Consider the following 19304-nt stretch of genomic DNA (forward strand, 5'->3'; position numbering starts at 1 on the left):
ATACTCGGTGCCATCTTTTAACTTTCTGCAAGCTCCGGCTTTTTCCAAAACAGGGCAATACCTGTGCCTAGAAGAAGTACGATGGTAGCGAAATAGTAGGGATAGTTCAAGTTGATATCGAACAGCGCGCCGCCGATGATCGGGCCGAAAATATTACCTATGCTAGTAAAAGTCGAGTTCATGCCGCCGACAAAGCCCTGCTCGTTCCCGGCAATTTTCGATAGATACGATGTGATGGCGGGGCGCATTAAATCAAATCCGGTAAATAGGACGAAGGTTGTCAGCAAAATGATAAAATAGGTGCTTACAAATGTCATTAGAAGCACGAGAACGGCAGAGATCGCAAGACAAAAGCGAATGACATTGATTTCGCCGATGCGTTTAGTCAGGCGGTCAAATAGCAGGATCTGAGCCACTGCGCCGACCAGCGCGCCGCCAGTAATGACGATGGCGATATCCTTTGGCGTAAAGCCGAATTTATGGTCGACGAACAGGCTGAAGAGTGATTCGAATGCAGCGAGGCCGAACGAAGACACGAAAATCAAAATGAACGCGATGAAGTACATCGGAATGAAAATGCGACGCAGCCCGCTCGTTTGACCTGATTTTGGGGTTTCTTTAGCAGCCCGTTCTGGTTCCCTCAGAAGAACCAAAGAAAGGATCGCGGCGATACCGCCAAGCAGCCCAGCGGAATAAAACGGAATGCGAGTGCCGATTTCAGCCAAAATCCCGCCAACACCTGGCCCGATGATGAAGCCTGTGCTAATCGCTGCCGACATATAGCCAAGCGCTTTGGATCTAGTGTCGTTCGTTGTAATATCCGCGATAAAGGCCGTCACGGCAGGCATAATGAATGCCGCACTGACCCCGCCCAGCATGCGGGAGATAAATAAAATTTCTACTGATCTTCCGATCCCAAACAGAAACTCTGAAAACCCGAAGATGAATAGACCGAGCACAATCATCACTTTACGTCCGTATTTGTCCACCCAGCGGCCGGAAAATGGAGAGATGATGAGCTGAGTTATTGCAAAAGCCGCCACCATATAACCGACAACGGCTCCGGTAATATTTAATTCATTCATAATAGTTGGCAGTACCGGAATAACAAGTCCGATCCCAAGAAAGGCGATAAATAAATTCGTTAATAGGATAGCTAATGTTATTTTCGGGTTTCTCATAAACATACTCCTCTAAACTTATGCTGTAAGTACAGTCGATCTGTGGATAACTAAGTTTAAGATTGATCCACAGACCTACTATTATACAACAATAATAAATTGCAGTATAGTAGTGGTCACGGACGATTATAATGAATAGGCCGTGTTACACACTGATCATGATGAAGAGGCCATGTCACACAATGTTCTGGCGAGAATGCCGCAGAATATAAGGGGACTACTCGTGCAATAATTGGATTCGTTGTAGTTAAAAATTGCTCATACTTTTTGGATATGTCTTTAGCTGGATTTTGTGTAGCTATATGGAGTTGGGAGGGGGAGTTGGTTTAAAAAAAATGAGTTAGATACACGAAATACAGTTATTTTGTCTAATTGAGGAAAAATGAAAAAATAAACTCAAAAAATCCACCTAAAATGTGCACGTATTTATTGAGGAACTGGTGAACTAAGTGAATAAGGAGAACTAGGTGAAGTAGTTAAGGGTTAAATGCTGTGGAACGGAGATAGGCTCTATATGAAGCATAAAGGTAAAATTTGTTTTGCGGTGGGAGTGGCGCTAGCCCCCAACCCCAATTTTTAACCCACAAGAAGGACACTTTGAACAAAGTTATTTTGTACAAAGTAACTATCTTGTGGGTTATTTATGGTTTTTATTCACTAACGGATTATGGAAAATTGAAACAAGGGCTTAAAAGAGCTGCTAATCCCAAAAAATTGCCTTGTATCCAAACGCATCTACAGTCACCTGGCCTGCGGGAAGATCATGTCCTGTTACAGCATCCGTTCCCGGGCAAGGCAAGGTAACGCTGCCTCCGTGACCGTCCATGTTGATTATGATCCACAATGTTTGGCCGTCTGCTCTCTGCCTTGGGGCGATAATGGTACCGGGGGTCACGTCGCTTTTAACGGTTATTCCGGCTTCATCGGTGTAGTGCTGGATGAGCTGGCGAAGCAGCTGATCCCCCTCCTCCCCGCTCGGCATTGAACCTAGCATGATGATTTTACCCTTTCCGTGCCGATGCTCCGTCAGAAACGCCAGACCGGGCGTTAGCCCATCGCTGATCTCGCCCACCACGGACGCGCCGCCTTCCAGTGGCTGGAATACTGTGCTCCATAGCGAGAGCGGAGCCGATACGCCAAAGGCGCGACCGATGGATCCCGTACCATCCATAGGATACGTAAACACCGTCTTTACGCCTGCTAACATCTCCAGCTCGCCGAGTCCCGCATCCGTATGAATCGTATGCTCTTCCGTGCGTCCTCCGGTTAGCGGCCCTACGACCCAAATCCCGCCCCCGGCAGTAAACTCCAGTGCGCGCTGTAAATATTCAGCGGATACATAAGGGAGAAAAGGCGTCAACAGCAGCTTGTAACCGTCGAGATCGGCTCCTTCCGGAAGGACATCGCGATGGAGGCCGAGCGATAGTATCCTCTTATAGAATTCATTTACCAGTCCCCGATGATCCAGCTTCCGATGCGGCTCGGTCTTCAAATAAGCCTTTGCTCTATCGGAGTATGTGATGGCGACTTCTGCTTGCACAGGTCTTGTCTCCTGCAGGATCTCTTCAAGCTCCTTCCTGGCGGCCTCCACTTCTAGTACCTGACGATGGCCGATCGTCGGCTCGCCCCAGGCGCTTACGACAGAGCCGTGAGGCTGCTCACTGCCCGTCCGCTGCTGACGCCATAGCCAGTAGCAGAAAGCCCCGGCGCCGAGGGCATACGCGGCTACAGCCTCTGCCTTCACATACCCGTTCGGATGCGGCGTGGCGTAGCTCTCCAGGGACGCTGCATGGGAGGGACTTGTCTCCATGATCCAGAAATTCTTACCCGGTTTAAAATTGCGCCATAAATCACAATTGAATAAGTACGCGTGCGCATTATCCTTGGACGCATAGGTATCAAAGGAGGCGAAGTCGAGATTCTGGAACAATCGCTCGTTGTCGAGGTGAAAGGCGATACTGCTATTATGCGTAATAGGCGCGGCGGAATACCGCCGGATGATGGCCGCTTGTTCATCCGCGAACTCGGCGATCTTCTCCATGGAGAAGCGTTGGTACATCGTCCGCAGCGAAGAATTGTGCAGGAAGGGGGCCGGTCCCGGCTGCGGCACCTGTTCAAACCGTTGGTAGGTCTGGCTCCAGACGTTCGTGCCCCAAGCCTCGTTCAAGCTCTCAATCGTGCCGTAGTGCTGCTCTAACCAGTGATGCCATAATTCTTTGCACGTCCTGCACATGCACTCTGCTACATGGGCTTTGAACTCATTGTCGAGCTGCCAGGCAATGACGCCCGGCAAGGAGCTGACCGCTTGTACAATATGCTCAATAATGATTGAGGCCCGCTTACGGAAATAAGGGTGATTGGTACAGACATGCTGCCGTGCGCCGTGATCCATTATGGTGCCGTGCTCATCCACATACATCCGCTCCGGGTGGCCATGGCTCAGCCAGATCGGCGGTGTCGGTGTCGGTGTGCACATGACCGTATCGATGCCATACTCGTACAGCAGCTCAATCACCTCGACAAATGAGCTAATGTCGATATGCCCTTCCTCGGGCTCCAAGATAGACCAGGCGAATTCCCCGATCCGCACGACATTGATCCCAGCCTGCTTCATGGTAGCGATATCCTCCAGCAGTACGTCCCGCCCCCATAGCTCTGGATACAAGCAGGCACCGTGATAAAGCTTCTTATTCAACTCTTCTCCACCTTTCCTCTAGAAATGCATTATCGCTGTTCACCATCAGTCTGTCTTAGCCTTGAACTCTCGGCAATAGCAATGTTTTGCCGCATTTGCACTTTTTTGAGTACAGCGGGCTGTCGCACCGTTTGCCAGGCCTTCAAGAAAGTCTAATTGCCGGAAAATAAGCGCTGACCCATAATGAGACTACATCGCATGCAAGCCGACAATCTCATGATGAAATCTCAAGTTAGGGCACAATGCATTCGCCCAGTTATGGATTCTCATATCCATTGCTGAAATGCATGACGATTATTGGCGGATGACTTATTTGGAGGTGAACAGGGTGAAACCATCGGCAGCACCGAACATCCTTATGTCGAAACAAGCTTTAAAAGACAACCGAGAAACCCGCTGGAAGCGCCTGAAGCGTGATAAGTGGCTGTACATTCTTCTTTTGCCGGGCCTGCTGTACTTTCTAATTTTTAAATATGTGCCCATGTGGGGAATCTTGCTCGCATTTAAAAACTATCAGCCCTTTATCGGATTTTGGAAAAGCGAATGGGTGGGCGTCGAGCATTTCAAGGTTTTTTTCCAAAACCCTGATTTCTTTATGCTGCTGCGCAATACGCTGATTCTGTCCCTGTACAATTTGATCTTCTTCTTCCCAGCCCCGATTATATTAGCGCTGCTACTTAATGAAATACGCCGGGCCATCTTCAAAAGAACGATTCAAACGCTGATTTATGTACCACATTTTATATCCATGGTCATCGTGGCGAGCTTGACCTATGTATTTCTAACGACCGAAGGCGGTATGGTTAATGAATTTTTGTATGCGTTTACAGGTAGGAAAATCGATTTTCTGGCCAGCCCGGACTGGTTCCGGCCGCTCATCATCCTGCAGACCATCTGGAAGGAATGCGGCTGGGGAACGATTATTTTCCTGGCGGCGCTGGCAGGCGTTGACGTAGAGCAATATGAAGCCGCTATCGTCGACGGAGCCAGCCGCTGGCGGCAGCTATGGCATATCACTTTGCCATCTATACGAAGCACGATCGTTATTCTGCTTATTTTGAGGATGGGGACGATTTTGGATAACGGGTTCGAGCAAATTTATTTGATGATGAATGCTTTGAATCGCGAGGTCGCCGAGGTATTTGATACGTATGTGTATGCGCTCGGGATCACGCAAGGGGCATTTAGCTATAGTACGGCTGTTGGATTATTCAAATCGGTCATCGGCGTAATACTTGTACTTGGCTCCAACTGGCTGGCTAAAAAATCCGGGGAATCAGGACTTTATTAACCGCCTTGACCTAGAGAGGAGAAGATGCTGTGGGCAAGCAATACAGAAGCACGAGCGAGAAAATATTCGATGTATTCAACTACGTGTTCCTCGCTTTGTTCGGATTAATGGCCGTTCTGCCCTTTATATTTGTTATCTCGGGTTCATTCGCGACGGATGCCGAAATTACGAAGCGCGCCGTCTTCCTGATCCCGAAGACGTTCTCGCTGGACGCTTATAAATTCATATTTTCTACGGACACCATTATGCGCAGCATCGGTGTATCGATATACGTGACTGTGATCGGCACGATCGTCAATCTGTTCTTCACGGTGACGATGGCATATCCGATGGCCCGGCGCAACCTGATGGGGCGCAACATGATTTTGAACCTTGTTATTTTCACGATGTTGTTTGGCGGCGGTATGATTCCAACGTACCTTGTCATTCGCGAGCTGCATCTGCTTGATACATTGAACTCCCTGATCCTGCCCGGCGCTATCAGCGCATTTAATTTAATTATTGTGAAAAATTTCTTTCAGGAGCTGCCCCCCGGGCTGGAGGAAGCGGCCAAAATCGACGGCTGCAACGAGCTCAGTCTGCTCTGGAAAATCGTGCTTCCGCTTTCGAAGCCCGTACTAGCTACTTTCACGTTATTTTACGCGGTCGGCCACTGGAACAATTTCTTCTCAGCCCTGCTCTATATCAACGATCCGAGTAAATGGCCGCTTCAGGTGATGTTACGGCAGATCGTGATGCTATCGCAATCGGCGGGGGATATGAGTTCGATGGACCCGACCTTCGTGCAGCCACCGGAGCAATCCATCAAGATGGCCGTTATTGTGGTCGGCACGATTCCGATCCTGTGCGTCTATCCGTTCCTGCAGAAGCATTTTGCCAAAGGAGTGCTGCTGGGCTCGATCAAGGGTTAAATTCATCCGATTCCTCAAGCTATGGAGTCAGACGATTTTACCATATAGAATAAGGAAAGCTAACGAACTTTAAGGGAGGTTATAAGGGAATGAACAGGCACACAGGTATGGGAAGTATGAAGCGCTGGCTATCTTTATGGTTGATTGTTGCCATGCTGGTCGTTATTGCCGGCTGTGGCGGAGGGAATGCCAATGAATCGGCGGCCGACCCGGCATCCGCTAGCAAAGGCAACGGAAATGAAGGTGGAGAGCAGGCGGAGCAATCCCCACTCGACCTGACGATTATGCTGCCGATTTTCAAAACGAATTATCCGAAAGATAATGGGCCGGTTGTAGAGGAAATTAAGAAAAGAACGAACAGCAACATTCACTTCGAGTGGGTGCCTAATGCCTCTTATGCGGATAAGTTTAATATCACTCTGGCTTCCGGCAAACTGCCACACATTATCTATGTTGGGGATGTGAAGGCACCAAGCTTTGTAAGTGCGGCTAAATCCGGTGCGTTCTGGGAGGTCGGCCCTTATTTGCAGCATTTTCCGAATCTGAGCGGCGCTAACCCAGTTATTATGGAGAACTCCGCAATAGAAGGGAAAAACTATGGGATATACCGTGGCCGGGTGTTGGGCCGAAATGGAGTTGCCTTCCGCAAGGATTGGCTGGATAATGTAGGGCTGGAAACGCCGCAGACGGTGGATGATTTTTATCATATGCTGAAGGCGTTTAAGGAGCAGGATCCGGATCAGAACGGGCAAAATGATACGTACGGCATGGTGCTCGTCAAATGGACGGGACAGTGGGCGAGCGGTTTTGATACGATCAAGCTTTGGTTCGGCGCACCGAATAAATGGGGTGTTATCGATGGAAAACTGGTGCCAGAGCATGAATATCCGGAATATGTGGAAGCGCTTAAATTTATGAAGAAATTATATGACGAAAAATTGATCAACTCTGATTTTGCTGTCATGGATAGCGCAAAATGGGTAGACCCGATCGTCAACAATAAAGCCGGCGTCATCGTTGACGTGGTGGATGTCGGCGCACGGATCGACGATAAAATACACGCTGCTTTGGCCAAGGAAGGGAAGGATGAGCCGGATCACCATTATATCGACGTCATCGGCGGGGTCACTGGGCCTGATGGCAAGCTGCGGACATTGCCGACATCCGGCTTCTCCGGCATATTGGCCATCCCTAAATCCTCGGTAAAGACCGAGGAAGAGCTGATGCGGGTGCTTGGCTTCCTGGATCAATTGAACGATCCGGACATGCAGACGATGCTCGGCTTCGGCCTGGAAGGTGTGCATTACAATGCAGTTGGCGAGTTTATCGAACCGATTAAGGATACTGTCAAACTGGAGTCTGAGGTGGAGGGCTTGAATCAAATGCTTGGTTTCATTCCCGAAGACCGCTCCAAGAAGGTCAAGCAGACACCGCTTCGGGTTAAGCAAGCCGAGGTCCAAAAGGCTAACGAGGAATTCATCGTAACGAACCCTGCGGAAGCGTTTATTTCCACTGTTTATTCGCAAAAAGGCCAGCAGCTTGACAACATCATCAACGATGCACGCATTAAATTTATCGTTGGACAGATCGATGAAGCAGGCCTAAAATCGGCATTCGAGGTATGGAAAAAAACCGGAGGCGACGATCTGGTTGCGGAAATGAATGACCTGTACAGCCAAGTGAACCCCTAGGGCAATCTTTAGGGTAATCCCAAACTTAGCATAAGCATGGATATCATGGAGAGCTGCCACGTAAGGTCTAATATTAGATTTTACGCGGGCAGCTTCTCTGCCTCAGACGCGATAAGCCCATTGCCCCATTTTATGTAAGCGGACTTGTATTTTTACATGAATGCGTTTACATTTTGTATATACCTTGATTCGGTTGGTGAGGAGATGAAGACGGGAATTTTGTCAAAATGGTGGTCGCGCACAATAGGGCTCTCTGGCTGTAAGGGGAAATATTACCGCAACAATTTAATCATGATGCTTGTAGTATCTGCGATTCCCGGCATTATTACCGGAGGGATTGTGTACTGGATGATCGGTGGGCGTCTGGAAAGCGAGCTGCTGCAGACGCATCATCAGCAAATTGAGCAGCGGGCGAGGAATATCGATGAACAGCTGTCCAATCTGGAGCTGATGCTATCACATTGGGCGTTTGATCCCCAATTCGACTATAGCTTGAATGGGCTTGATTTTAAACGGGATTTCGAACGGTCGCGAGACGTTACAAAGACGCTGGTCGTGATGCAAGGCTCGAATACGATGGTTAAGCAGGTCGAGCTTTATTTGTCAGGGCAGGAACCGGCGCCGCTGCTCTTTAATCCGGAGTACGGAGAGGTTCATTCCCAAGTGGTGTCCGATTTGTATGACAAGCTTGTTGAAACAAAGCGGAGCATTTATTGGACGGAATGGGCCTTTGATCCGAATCGGCCGGAGGTCAAGGAGCTCACGCTAGTGCATCATATTCCTGGCGGTAGCCAGCAGCCCTTTGGAGCACTGCTCATTCGGATGGATACTCAGAAAGTGGCGAATATGCTGAAGACGATGACACCGTATAACGTTGGAGAGACGTTTCTCGTGCAGAATACGGGAGATTTGTTTGCCTCTGCCGGGGGGAGTAGTTCGAACTCACCTTTTGTCTCTGAGCTGCGCGCTAAGATTAAGGAGCGTGGAGCGGATCAGAAATCCTCCTTTTTCTTTGAATGGGATGGTGCGACTTATACGGTTACATACGGGGGATTTTCGCGGATTTCTAATGAGTGGACTTATGTGTCCGCATCGCCGATAACGAGTATTACCTCCCCGGTAATGTTCATATCCAAGCTGATCCTCATCGTCAGCTTCAGCGCATTGCTGCTGGCGGCAGTGTTATCGTGGATTGCCTCCAGGAGGATGTATTCTCCGATTAGGCGGCTGTTCAAGACGCTGCTGTCGGATGATATTAAGACGGAGGGCAAGGAGGATGAGTTCACGCTCATCGAACGGCAATGGGAGAGCTTGCATTGGGAAAGCCATGATCTGCAGCGCAAACTGGCGGAACAGCTGCCCCATGTGAAGGAGAGCTTCCTTAACCAGCTCCTGCAAGGCCATTTATACGCTTATTCCGAGCAGGATTTGCGCCGCAGGATGGAGCGGTTCAGGTGGGATGTCACGAGCAAGCATTTCATTGTATTTTATGTCCAATTGATGGGGATTACGAGTCTGGAGGGGAAATTCAGAAGCGGGGATGAAGGACTCGTATCTTATGCGGCCGCCAACATTATCGGCGAACTAGCTATGCAGCGCTTCAGTCAATCCGACACGATCCATTTTCACGATTTGACGGCGGGGATGCTGCTTGTACTTCCGGAGGACGGCTCGTATGATGCCGAGCTGCATAGCTTTAGCGAGGAATTAACGCGGACGATTAATGCCATTCTGAAAATGCGGGTTACAGTTGCCTTTAGTGCCCCTGTCTCCAGCATTTCCGATATCCCACTCGCTTTTGAGGAAGTGAAGCAGGCGGCCAGCTATCGTCCGTTCAGCAACGAGAACCAGATTATTGATATGGAGCGGCTGGAGCAGGGGGGGAGCGATGAGACCGAGCCGACGTATTCCTTCGCCTTGGAACGGGAGATGATCCAAGCCCTGCGAACCGGTCAGGAGGAGGAAGCGTATCGTCTTCTGGCGGATTTTCTTGAGGCGCTGCGGGCTAAGGGGGCTAAGGCGATTGATGTGCAGCAGGGAATGCTGCATTTGCTTGGTCATGTGCAGCACGCGATCATGCAGTCAGGGATCGATCCGAAGCGGCTGTTCATGGGCGCGAATTTGTACGAGGCGCTGTCGCAAATCCGCGAGCCGGAGCTCATGCTAATCTGGTTCAAGGAGAAGGTGGTGGCTCCATATTTAAAGGAGCTCTCCCAGCGTACCAATGCCGAAGTGAAAATGATGATCGAGCAGGCGATGATTTACTTACAGCAAAATTATATGCGGGATGTTTCCCTGGATAGCTGTGCAGATGAAATTGGTACGAATTCCTTCTTTCTGAGCAAGTCATTCAAGCAGGTGACGGGGAATAATTTCATTGATTATTTGACAGAGCTGCGCATGGAGAAAGCGAAGGAGTTGCTGCGAGAAACTAAATTACGGATCAGTGAGGTCGCTGAGCAGGTAGGGTATCAACACAGCTATTTCAACCGTATTTTTAAGAAAATGGAGGGGATGACGCCCACGCATTATCGGGAGCTCAGCCAGTGATTTCGAAGGCTCTCGGGCAGCTGCAAGTCCGGGAGTGGTCGCCGAGTGACGGCGGTGTGCGGTCTGTGCTTGTGCTGGCCTGAACAAAATGCACAGCTCGATCAAAAGGATTAGTCTCATCTGGGATTGGTCCTTTTTTTTTGCAAGTTGTACCGTTGAAATAGCTGTGGAGCTCCTTATATTGTGCGCACGAAGCTGTCGTACACGAAATGGAATTCATGTATCTAATTATGCACTAAACGAATATTTCAAGGTACTAGATGGATTTTATGACCTTAAAATTAGGAAACAAGACCAGGCTGGGAATTTCCCTTATTCTAACGACATGAAATCCATTTAAACCTACATTCCCTTCTTTGTCGAAGAAATTAACTACTATAAATCCATTCATAAATCGAACGGTTGGAAAGTGGGGAGCCCCTTTCTTTCGGAAGCTTTTTCAAATGAATTCGCCATTCCTTGAGGAAGGTAGTTCCTAATGTACAGGATCAAATTATATCCTGCTCTGTGTTCCATTCTTTTGTTCATCTTATACTGCTCGTTTTTTAGTCATAGCGGATTTTCGGGGGAATCTTGGGGCGGCAATAAAGTCCAAATCGATGGAAAATATGCAATTTAGTAAGATGAGCCACTGTTTCTGCTGAGCAAGAAAGTCTAATTGCCGGCAAATGTCACCCTGCCTACAATGAGGGTACATTGATAGAGAAGGAGATGGTGGCCTGTGGCTTTGCGGACATCAGTCGGATTGCGTTGGTTGAACCAACCATCCATTCCTGTCGGAGTAACCTGGGGAATCCCCTGGGCAAAAGGTGTGCTAGGCCGGGAGGGGCTGTCTGAGCTTTCTTTGATTAGCGGTGATTCGGAATCAAACTTTCAATTGCTGTGTCGTGAGTTTGGCAAGAGTGCAGGCGGTGAAGGTAATAAGCAGGCGGAAAATGCTCGGATTGTTCAGAATGCTGTGAATGCTGAAAATGTCGTAAATGCCGGATGTGCCACAAATAGCGCAAGTGCTGCAATTAGCAAAAATGCCGGGAGTGCGAGCAAGTTCCCTTTGCAGAGCTGGGCAACGGCCTATTGGCCGGATGGGAGCGTGAAATGGACCGCTCATGCTACCGTTGCTTCATCTGAGGAAGACCAGGCTGAACGTGGAACTGCTGTTGTTGTGAGAGAGACGAAGGAAACCGTTATTGTTGACACGGGAGTCATCGTTTGCACGATCAACAAGCAGGGGCGAGGGATTATTCGCAGTATCGTCCAAACAGGATCGGGCAGTATGGTTTGCAGTAGTGGAGAATTAGTATGCATCCGTGAAGAAACAAGTTCGGGTTCCGGCCTGCGTACCATGAAGGAAGAGAAGTTTATCGGCAGCACGCTGCGGGTTAAGGTGGAGCAGCAGGGGCCGGTGCGCGCCGTAGTGAGATTGGATGGCAGGCACCAGTCTATTGCGGGAGGAAAGCGGCAATGGCTGCCCTTCACGCTTCGTCTATATTTTTACGCCGGATTATCGTCAATTCGAATGGTGCATACCTTTTTTTATGATGGCAATCCGCATCATGATTTTGTGAGAGGGCTGGGAATTTCCTTCACGGTTCCGCTGCAGGGCGCTTTATATAATCGGCATGTTGGGTTTGCTGGAGATCGCGGTTTGTTCAGCGAGTCACCGAAGACTCTCCATACCCGTCGGACGAAGGGACGCTATCGAGAGCTGTATGCCGCACAGATTGAAGGCAGGACGGTTCAATTTGAGTCGGATCAAGATGCATACTTTCTTGGTCTGCTTGACGATTCAGCGTCTTGGGACAGCTATAAGCTTGTACAGGAAAGCTCTGAGCATTACCGGATTTTCAAGCGGACGACAGAGGGCTGCAGCTGGGTTAAGGTGACGGATGGAAAAAGAGCCCGCGGGCTCGGATATGTTGGCGGCGAAGGCGGCGGGCTTGCTGCCGGGTTGAAGGACTTCTGGCAGAAAGCTCCCTCGGGCATGGAAATCCATGCAGCGACCGAGAATGAGGCCGAGTTCGTAGTATGGTTCTGGTCGCCGGATGCGCCAGCCATGGATCTGAGGCATTACGATACGAAGACTCATGTAGAATCGGCGTATGAAGGAGCCGAGGAGATGCGAGCCACGCCTTACGGTATCGCGAACACGAGTGAACTGATGATTTGGTGCATGGAGGAGACGCCAGGGCTGGAGCAGCTTGGGCGCATGGCTGCGGAAGCAGCTGCACCGGCTCGGCTTGTTTGCGACCCGGCCTACTATCATGAGGCGGGCGCCTTCGGCATTTGGAGCTTGCCTGATCGGAGCACGCCTGCCAAGGCCTATTTAGAGGATCGGCTAGACGGGATTATCGCTTTCTACAAGGCCGAGGTGGAGCAGCGAAAATGGTATGGCTTCTGGGACTATGGCGATTATATGCACAGCTATGATCCCATCAGGCATGTATGGAACTATGATTTGGGCGGGTGCGCATGGCAGAATACAGAGCTCGTCCCGAATATGTGGCTCTGGCTGATGTTTCTCCGCTCGGGGCGGGCTGACGTCTTTCGGATGGCCGAGGCGATGACCCGGCATACAAGTGAGGTCGACGTCTATCACTTCGGCGAATATGCGGGCCTCGGTTCGCGGCATAATGTGATGCATTGGGGCTGCGGCTGCAAGGAAGCGCGGATCGCGATGGCGGGTCTGCATCGCTATTATTATTATTTAACTGCTGACGAACGAATCGGGGACATTCTCGACGAGGTGAAGGATGCCGATTATTCAACGGTCACGCTGGATCCGATGCGAGCCTACTTTCCAAAGGATGAGCATCCGACGCATATCCGGGTCGGCCCGGATTGGGCTGCGTTCAGCTCCAACTGGATGACTCGCTGGGAACGCTTCGAGGATACGTCGTACCGGGATAAAATCCTGAGGGGCATCAATAGCATCAAGGCCGCCAATTTCCGGCTCATTTCCGGTCCTACTTACGGTTATGATCCAAAGACGGGGATTCTTACAGGTATGGGCGATGACAATTGGGGCCGGCATTTGGCCATATGCATGGGCGGACCGCAAATTTGGTTCGAGCTGGCGGGTCTGCTTGAAGATCCCGAATGGGAGGATATGCTGGCCGAGTTCGGCGTGTTCTACAATTTGTCGGATGAGAAGAAGCTGGCTTTGACTGGTGGAGCCATCGGCGGCAATAAGCAGCGGTTCGAGCATCCGGTGCTCAGTGTGGCGATTGCGGCGTATGGCGCCTATTATCGACAGGATGCCGAAGTGGCCGCGCAGTGCTGGGCGATTTTGCTGGAGAACAACTTTGCCCGGGTTAACCTGCAGGAGGCTGCTGTGCCTGTTATTCATTTAGATGAATTGTTGGAAATTGAATGGATGAATACAAATGAGGCTTCTCAGTGGTCTATCAATACGATTATAAGCTTAGAGCTAATCGCCGATGTATTGCCGCCACAGATACCGGGGCAAGAGCAGGAACAAAAAGAAGAGGGAGACAATCGGGAATAAGAGCAGGCATAGAATCAGGAATAGAAGTGGATGCAGAAGTAGGAGTAGAAGCAGAAGTAAAAGTAGAAGTAGAAGTAGAAGTAGAAGTAGAAGTAGAAGTGAGGTAGGAGCAAGAGAGATAGTGATAGAGGAAAAGCAAGAAATGCAGGAACAGCAACAGCAACAGGAACAGCAGCAATGGCGGAGGAGGTGGCTTTAGTGAATACCAACAGGAGTGGCTTGATCCCGCAGCATTGGGAGCAGTTGTATTTCAATCCGCTGCAATCGGCAGAGGATGTGGCGGAATTTCGGATGGAAGGAGAAGGTGCGGTAACCTTTCCCAGAGGGTGGATGCGCCTGGAAAGCACCCGTAGCGCGGCAGAGGGTCAGAGGGCAAATTTGGTATTTTGGTGTCCAGAGGAGCTGCCGGCAGATATCGCGATTTCCTGGCGCTTTCGGCCGATTCGGGAGCCGGGGCTGGCTATATTGTTTTTTAGCGCAAGGGGAACGGAAGGGAGGGATTTATTCGATTCGTCGCTGTCGCGGCGGACAGGCGAATACGAACAGTACCATCATGGGGAGATGAATGCTCTTCATATATCTTATTTTCGCCGAATGTGGGCTGAGGAACGGCAGTTTCATACCTGCAATTTACGGAAGAGCTATGGCTTCCATTTGGTTGCCCAGGGGGCCGATCCGCTGCCGGGAGTTCATGATGCGGCTGATTTTTACCACATGCTTGTTCTGAAAAAAGGTTCATCGATTACGTTCGCCATCAATGATCTACAAGTGCTGTCCTGGGAGGATGACGGCGCAGCATATGGGCCGCTCCTGGCCGGGGGGAAGCTGGGCTTCCGGCAGATGGCGCCGCTGATCGCAGAATATGCAGAGCTCATCGTATACGGGGCTTCGCCCTAAAAAGGAGGCGGTGAATCATGGCTTTGCCGAATATTAATTTTTGCTATCCACAGGGTAAGCATAAGGCGCTAACTATGAGTTATGACGATGGGCGGAGGGCGGATAAGAGACTCATCGGAATTTTTAATCGTTACGGCGTGCGTGGAACTTTTCATATTAATTCTGGACTGCTGGGAGGCGATGATCGGTTAACTGCGGAGGAGGCGGTTGCCCTGTACCGGGGGCATGAAGTGTCTGTGCATACGGTGACGCACCCGACGTTAAGCCGCTGTCCAATGGAACAGGTCGTCGATGAGATCATGGAGGATCGCAAGACACTCGAACGGCTATTCCAAACTACCGTGCGCGGAATGTCCTATCCGAACGGTTCTTATAGTCAAGAAATCGTGAAATTGCTACCGCACCTAGGAATAGAGTATGCGCGAACGGTGCAAACGACACATGGCGGCTTTGGATTGCCAGAGGATTGGCTGCAATGGCGGGCCACTTGCCATCATAACGACCATCTGCTGGAGCATGCGGAGGCATTTGTAGGACTGCATAAGCGTCAGTATCTCTACTTAATGTATGTTTGGGGTCATAGCTATGAGTTTGACCATGACAACAATTGGGAGCTGATAGAGCAGTTTTGTAAAGCAGTTGGCGGGCAAGACGATATTTGGTATGCGACGAATATTGAAATTGTGGACTATATGAAGGCCTGCAAATGGCTTAAGTTCGCCGCGAGTCGAGAGTTTGCACATAACCTAGGGGCGTTGCCGATTTGGTTGGACGTGGATGGAAGAATCGTAGAAATTCCCGGCGGAAGCCAGGTGAGCTTGATCTAATGGGTATGGGACGTTCAAAGCAACCGAAAGAGTATGGGGAGTAAGAATGAGAAGGAGAGATGAAATGAAGCTTTCAGCTAATACTGAAGGAAATCTTCACGAAGGAAGCGGTAAGGACATCGGACTCGAAAAAAGCAGGTGCGATCAGCCCATTCAGCATGATGAGCAAAATCAGCATGGCCAGGAGCCCTTTCAACTAGCGAGCATTGATATAAGCGCCTCCGGGCCGAGATGCAAAATGCTGCTCGGCGACCTTAACGGAGATGGACGGGCTGAACTGCTGCTCGTCCAGCCGGACAATCGTCAAGATGTCCGCTACATCCCCCACCAGGTACAATGTCTCACGGCTTATGATTTGAATGGCAATATGCTGTGGCAGCGGGGGAAGCCCAGTCTAGAAGCAGGAAGTCAGGGCTCTGACTATCCAGCGCAAATTTATGATATCGACGATGACGGCTGTCTAGAGGTGCTATGCGTTATGGATGGCCGGTTCCATATTATAGATGGCGCGACCGGAGCGATCAAGGAAGTGCATGATTTACCGGATCCGCATGCGCATGACTGTATCATCATTGCCAACTTATCCGGCGGCGAACATGCTTCGGATATTATTCTGAAGGATCGTTACCATAAAATGTGGGCGCTGAACCGGAATTTTGAGCTGCTTTGGATGCATGAGGGGAATGTTGGACATTTTCCATGGGCCAGCGACTTGAACGGCGATGGCTACGACGAAGTGATGGCCGGTTATGATTTATTGGATCATCGGGGCAATGTGCTCTGGAGCTGCCGCGACCTTGAAGATCATGCCGATTGTATATGGGTCGGGGATGTGAACGGTGACGGCGTACCGGAGTTGGTCATTGGCGGCAGTGTTACTGTGATGTATGACAGAGATGGACAAGAGCAGTGGAGATATGAGGGTTCGATCGAGTCGCAGCATATCGCGCTGGGCCGATTCAGGCCTGACCTGCCGGGGCTGCAAATCGCCGGGCTGGATCGGATGGTTCGTGAAGATGACGGAAAAGGACTAAAGGGAAAAGACGCATTGTTCTTAGTCGATAGCCAAGGAAATGAGCTGTGGAAGGAGGAGCGGAAGACGAGCGGCTGGCTGACTATCGCTGAAACATTAAGCAATTGGCGCATAGGAGCTCCAGATTACATTCTTGCCTATCGCCGAGGAGGAGGGGTGTATCCGGCTCTGTATGACGGTTACCAGAACGTCGTGGCCGAGTTCCCTCACGAGGGCTATGCGGTCCATGGCGACCTGCTGGGCCTTGGAACCGAGCAGGTTGTCATCTATGACGATGAGCTGGCGGTGATTTATTCCAGCAAGCAGATGGATTTATCAGTGCCGCCGTCCGGCGTATCGCAGCCTCATCCGAAGCGTTTATACAATTCAACTTTATATCCGGGAGGAGAAGTGAATGCAGACCTATTTTCCCGCGCATGATTCGATCGCAAGATATGCTGCAGGGCAAACGAGGCGGGTGCTCGCTACTGTAGCCAACCGCTACATCGGGGCGCATCCTCAGGAGCCTTTGGTATATCGTGTTCATTCCCGCCGAGGCTTCCGCCGTTTGGAGGATTGCCGTTACGATATGGACTTGATGCAACGATGGCCGGAGCTGTCTGTCGGACAGTTTGTTTATGTGTGGGGTATGCTGTGGGCGGAACGAGATGGCGAGACGCCATTTGCGGTTAACTGCTACGGCCCGGTTAAAATCTATATCAATGGATGCCTGGCCTTCCAATCGAATTTGAATGATGATGTGTTCCCGGACAGGCGAGCCTTTTTTCGCGCTAAAACAAGGAAAGGCCGCAATGATATCGTTCTGGAATTTGTTGCGGTAGGCACGGGCTGCGGTGGAGTTTTCGGCACAGGAAGCGTCAAGGGAGCGCCGATGCATTTCCTGAATCCCACAAGTGAAGGGCGAGGTGGCGAAGGCTGGGTTTACAGCGAGCCGCAGCAGGCGCCCTGGCGTAGATTGCCAGGCTTCACTGGTACGGGAGAGATGGATCACGATTCATATGAGCTTGATTGTAACGGTGTTCCTACCTCTGTCCGCTTATATGAATGTAGTGAATGTACGGTGTGGCATCCTCAGGAGCAATGGTCGGCTGAGGAGCTTGGAAGCGGATGCTTCCATCGTTTGTTCGGGACGAAACCTGATGCAAAGGCGTTCGCCTGGTGCAAGTTGGAGCTGCGCGGAGCTTTGCGAGCCAATCTACGGCTTGAAGGCCGTTATTCGGGAGAGATTGCCGTTTATGTTGGGGGTAAGCTTGTTTTCCGAGGCGAAAAGTGGAGCGGGCGGATTGATATTTCGCTGCAGGGCATCGGATTCGGGACGTATGATCTCGTTGTAGAGTCCACTTGTCTCGGGGAGGACTGGGGATTTGAATTGAGTGAGCCTCAAATTACATCTGCATCTTCGCCGCGGGCTATCATTCGGTTTGCGGAACCTATCCCCATTGAGGGAATGACGGACAACTGGCTGTATCTCGGCGCATTTTCAGCAGGAAATGCGCCCCAGGCTACTGAGATTTTGGAGATGGAGCGGCTGTTCGGGCTAGGGGAAAATACAACTTACTGGCGGGTGGATCGCCCAGAGTGCTGGGTCAGGCCGTATTTGGAAAGTCCGCTCTATGGCAGATGGAATTATCCTCTGGGGGTAACGCTATATGGGCTGTTAAGAACGGGAGAGGCACTGTCGGAACCGCATTATACGAAGTATGCCGCAGAACATATCGAGCAGTGCAGTAAGTGGCATGAATATACCCAGTGGGACCGAGACCGTTATGGGGCGCCCGGATTGAATCATCAGCTGAGCTTGATCGATTCCCTGGACGATTGCGGCTCCTTTGGTGCGGCAATGCTTACGGCGAATCAGCTTCGCCCCATAATAGGCGTGGAGAGAGCGGCTGCCCATATCGCCCATTACATAACGGACGTGCAGGATCGCCTACCGGATGGAACGTTGTACCGGACTCGCGGCACGGTAGATTTTATGAAGGAAACGGTATGGTGCGATGATTTGTATATGAGCACCCCGTTTCTATGCAAGTATTACGAGTTGACCGGAGAAGAGCGTTATCTTAATGATGCGGCTTCTCAGTTTTTGCGTTATAAGGAGCGTTTGTTCATCACTGAGCTTGGGATCATGCATCATGTCTTCGATGACAAATTTGGAAAGCCGAACGGCGTGCCTTGGGGGCGGGGTAACGGTTGGGTCATCTTCTCACTGACTGAGCTGTTGACGATTATGCCACCAGAGCATAAGCTTCGGCCGAAGCTGCTGGAATTTTATCGCGAACTTAGCGAAGGATACCGCAAGCTGCAGAGTGCAAACGGGCTGTGGCATCAGGTGCTCACAGATTGCGAATCCTATGCCGAGGCTTCTTGTACGGCCATGTTTATATACGCTTTTGCTCAGGGGGTTCGTAACGGCTGGCTGGTAGAGCCGGATTTGTATCTCGAGGCAGCCGTAAAAGGCTGGAAGGGATTAACCGAAGCATGCATTGATAGACAGGGCAACGTATATGGCGTATGTCGGGGATCGGGATATTCTTTCAATCAACTGTACTATAAGGAGGAGCTCGATTGGCAGCTGAATGATACGCATGGCATTGGAATTGTGCTGTTGGCGGGGATAGAAATTCTACAACTGGAGGCCAGCTTATAGAATAATGATAATTGCTTGCAAATATGGTACCATATTTAATGGCTATTTGTTTACGTATGCTCAAGCCTTTAGG

Annotated in this window: 11 protein-coding genes; 9 read left to right on the forward strand and 2 right to left on the reverse strand. The window is 50.4% G+C overall.

Annotation, left to right across the window (positions count from 1 at the left end; all coding sequences use genetic code 11):
• Positions 1–17: 17 nt before the first annotated feature.
• Positions 18–1181, reverse strand: a complete 1164-nt coding sequence (gene norA / locus EIM92_RS09305) for a multidrug efflux MFS transporter NorA (RefSeq protein WP_125082411.1) — start codon at positions 1179–1181, stop codon at positions 18–20.
• Between the two features lie 700 nt (positions 1182–1881).
• Complete coding sequence (locus tag EIM92_RS09310; protein WP_125082412.1) at positions 1882–3876, reverse strand: beta-galactosidase; 1995 nt, start codon at positions 3874–3876, stop codon at positions 1882–1884.
• Positions 3877–4234: 358 nt separating this feature from the next.
• Here EIM92_RS09310 and EIM92_RS09315 point away from each other — a divergent pair, with 358 nt between their 5' ends.
• The 9 genes from EIM92_RS09315 to EIM92_RS09355 all read left to right on the forward strand — a co-directional run bounded on the left by EIM92_RS09315 (position 4235) and on the right by EIM92_RS09355 (position 19231).
• Positions 4235–5167 carry an ABC transporter permease gene (locus tag EIM92_RS09315; protein ID WP_211344467.1) on the forward strand — a complete coding sequence of 311 codons (933 nt, stop codon included), beginning with the start codon at positions 4235–4237 and terminating at the stop codon, positions 5165–5167.
• A 29-nt stretch (positions 5168–5196) separates the two neighbouring features.
• On the forward strand, positions 5197–6078 hold the full coding sequence (locus EIM92_RS09320; RefSeq protein ID WP_125082414.1) for a carbohydrate ABC transporter permease: 882 nt from the start codon (positions 5197–5199) through the stop codon (positions 6076–6078).
• Between the two features lie 89 nt (positions 6079–6167).
• Entirely contained in the window at positions 6168–7769 is a 1602-nt protein-coding gene (locus tag EIM92_RS09325) for an extracellular solute-binding protein (RefSeq protein WP_246021267.1), read from the forward strand.
• Positions 7770–7988: 219 nt separating this feature from the next.
• Positions 7989–10319 carry a helix-turn-helix domain-containing protein gene (locus EIM92_RS09330; RefSeq protein ID WP_342772912.1) on the forward strand — a complete coding sequence of 777 codons (2331 nt, stop codon included), beginning with the start codon at positions 7989–7991 and terminating at the stop codon, positions 10317–10319.
• A 721-nt stretch (positions 10320–11040) separates the two neighbouring features.
• Positions 11041–13824, forward strand: a complete 2784-nt coding sequence (locus tag EIM92_RS09335) for an exo-rhamnogalacturonan lyase family protein (protein WP_125082416.1) — start codon at positions 11041–11043, stop codon at positions 13822–13824.
• A 198-nt stretch (positions 13825–14022) separates the two neighbouring features.
• The gene (locus tag EIM92_RS09340; RefSeq protein WP_425464178.1) at positions 14023–14721 is read left to right on the forward strand and encodes a DUF1961 family protein; all 699 of its coding nucleotides are present in this window, start codon (positions 14023–14025) and stop codon (positions 14719–14721) included.
• Positions 14722–14744: 23 nt separating this feature from the next.
• Positions 14745–15548 carry a polysaccharide deacetylase family protein gene (locus EIM92_RS09345; protein WP_425464199.1) on the forward strand — a complete coding sequence of 268 codons (804 nt, stop codon included), beginning with the start codon at positions 14745–14747 and terminating at the stop codon, positions 15546–15548.
• Between the two features lie 238 nt (positions 15549–15786).
• Positions 15787–17001, forward strand: a complete 1215-nt coding sequence (locus EIM92_RS09350; RefSeq protein WP_246021395.1) for a hypothetical protein — start codon at positions 15787–15789, stop codon at positions 16999–17001.
• On the forward strand, positions 16976–19231 hold the full coding sequence (locus EIM92_RS09355) for a glycoside hydrolase family 88/105 protein (protein ID WP_125082419.1): 2256 nt from the start codon (positions 16976–16978) through the stop codon (positions 19229–19231). The genes EIM92_RS09350 and EIM92_RS09355 overlap by 26 nt, the downstream gene beginning before the upstream one ends.
• Positions 19232–19304: the final 73 nt, after the last annotated feature.

This window comes from Paenibacillus lentus, assembly GCF_003931855.1.
Taxonomy (GTDB): Bacteria; Bacillota; Bacilli; order Paenibacillales; family Paenibacillaceae; genus Fontibacillus; species Fontibacillus lentus.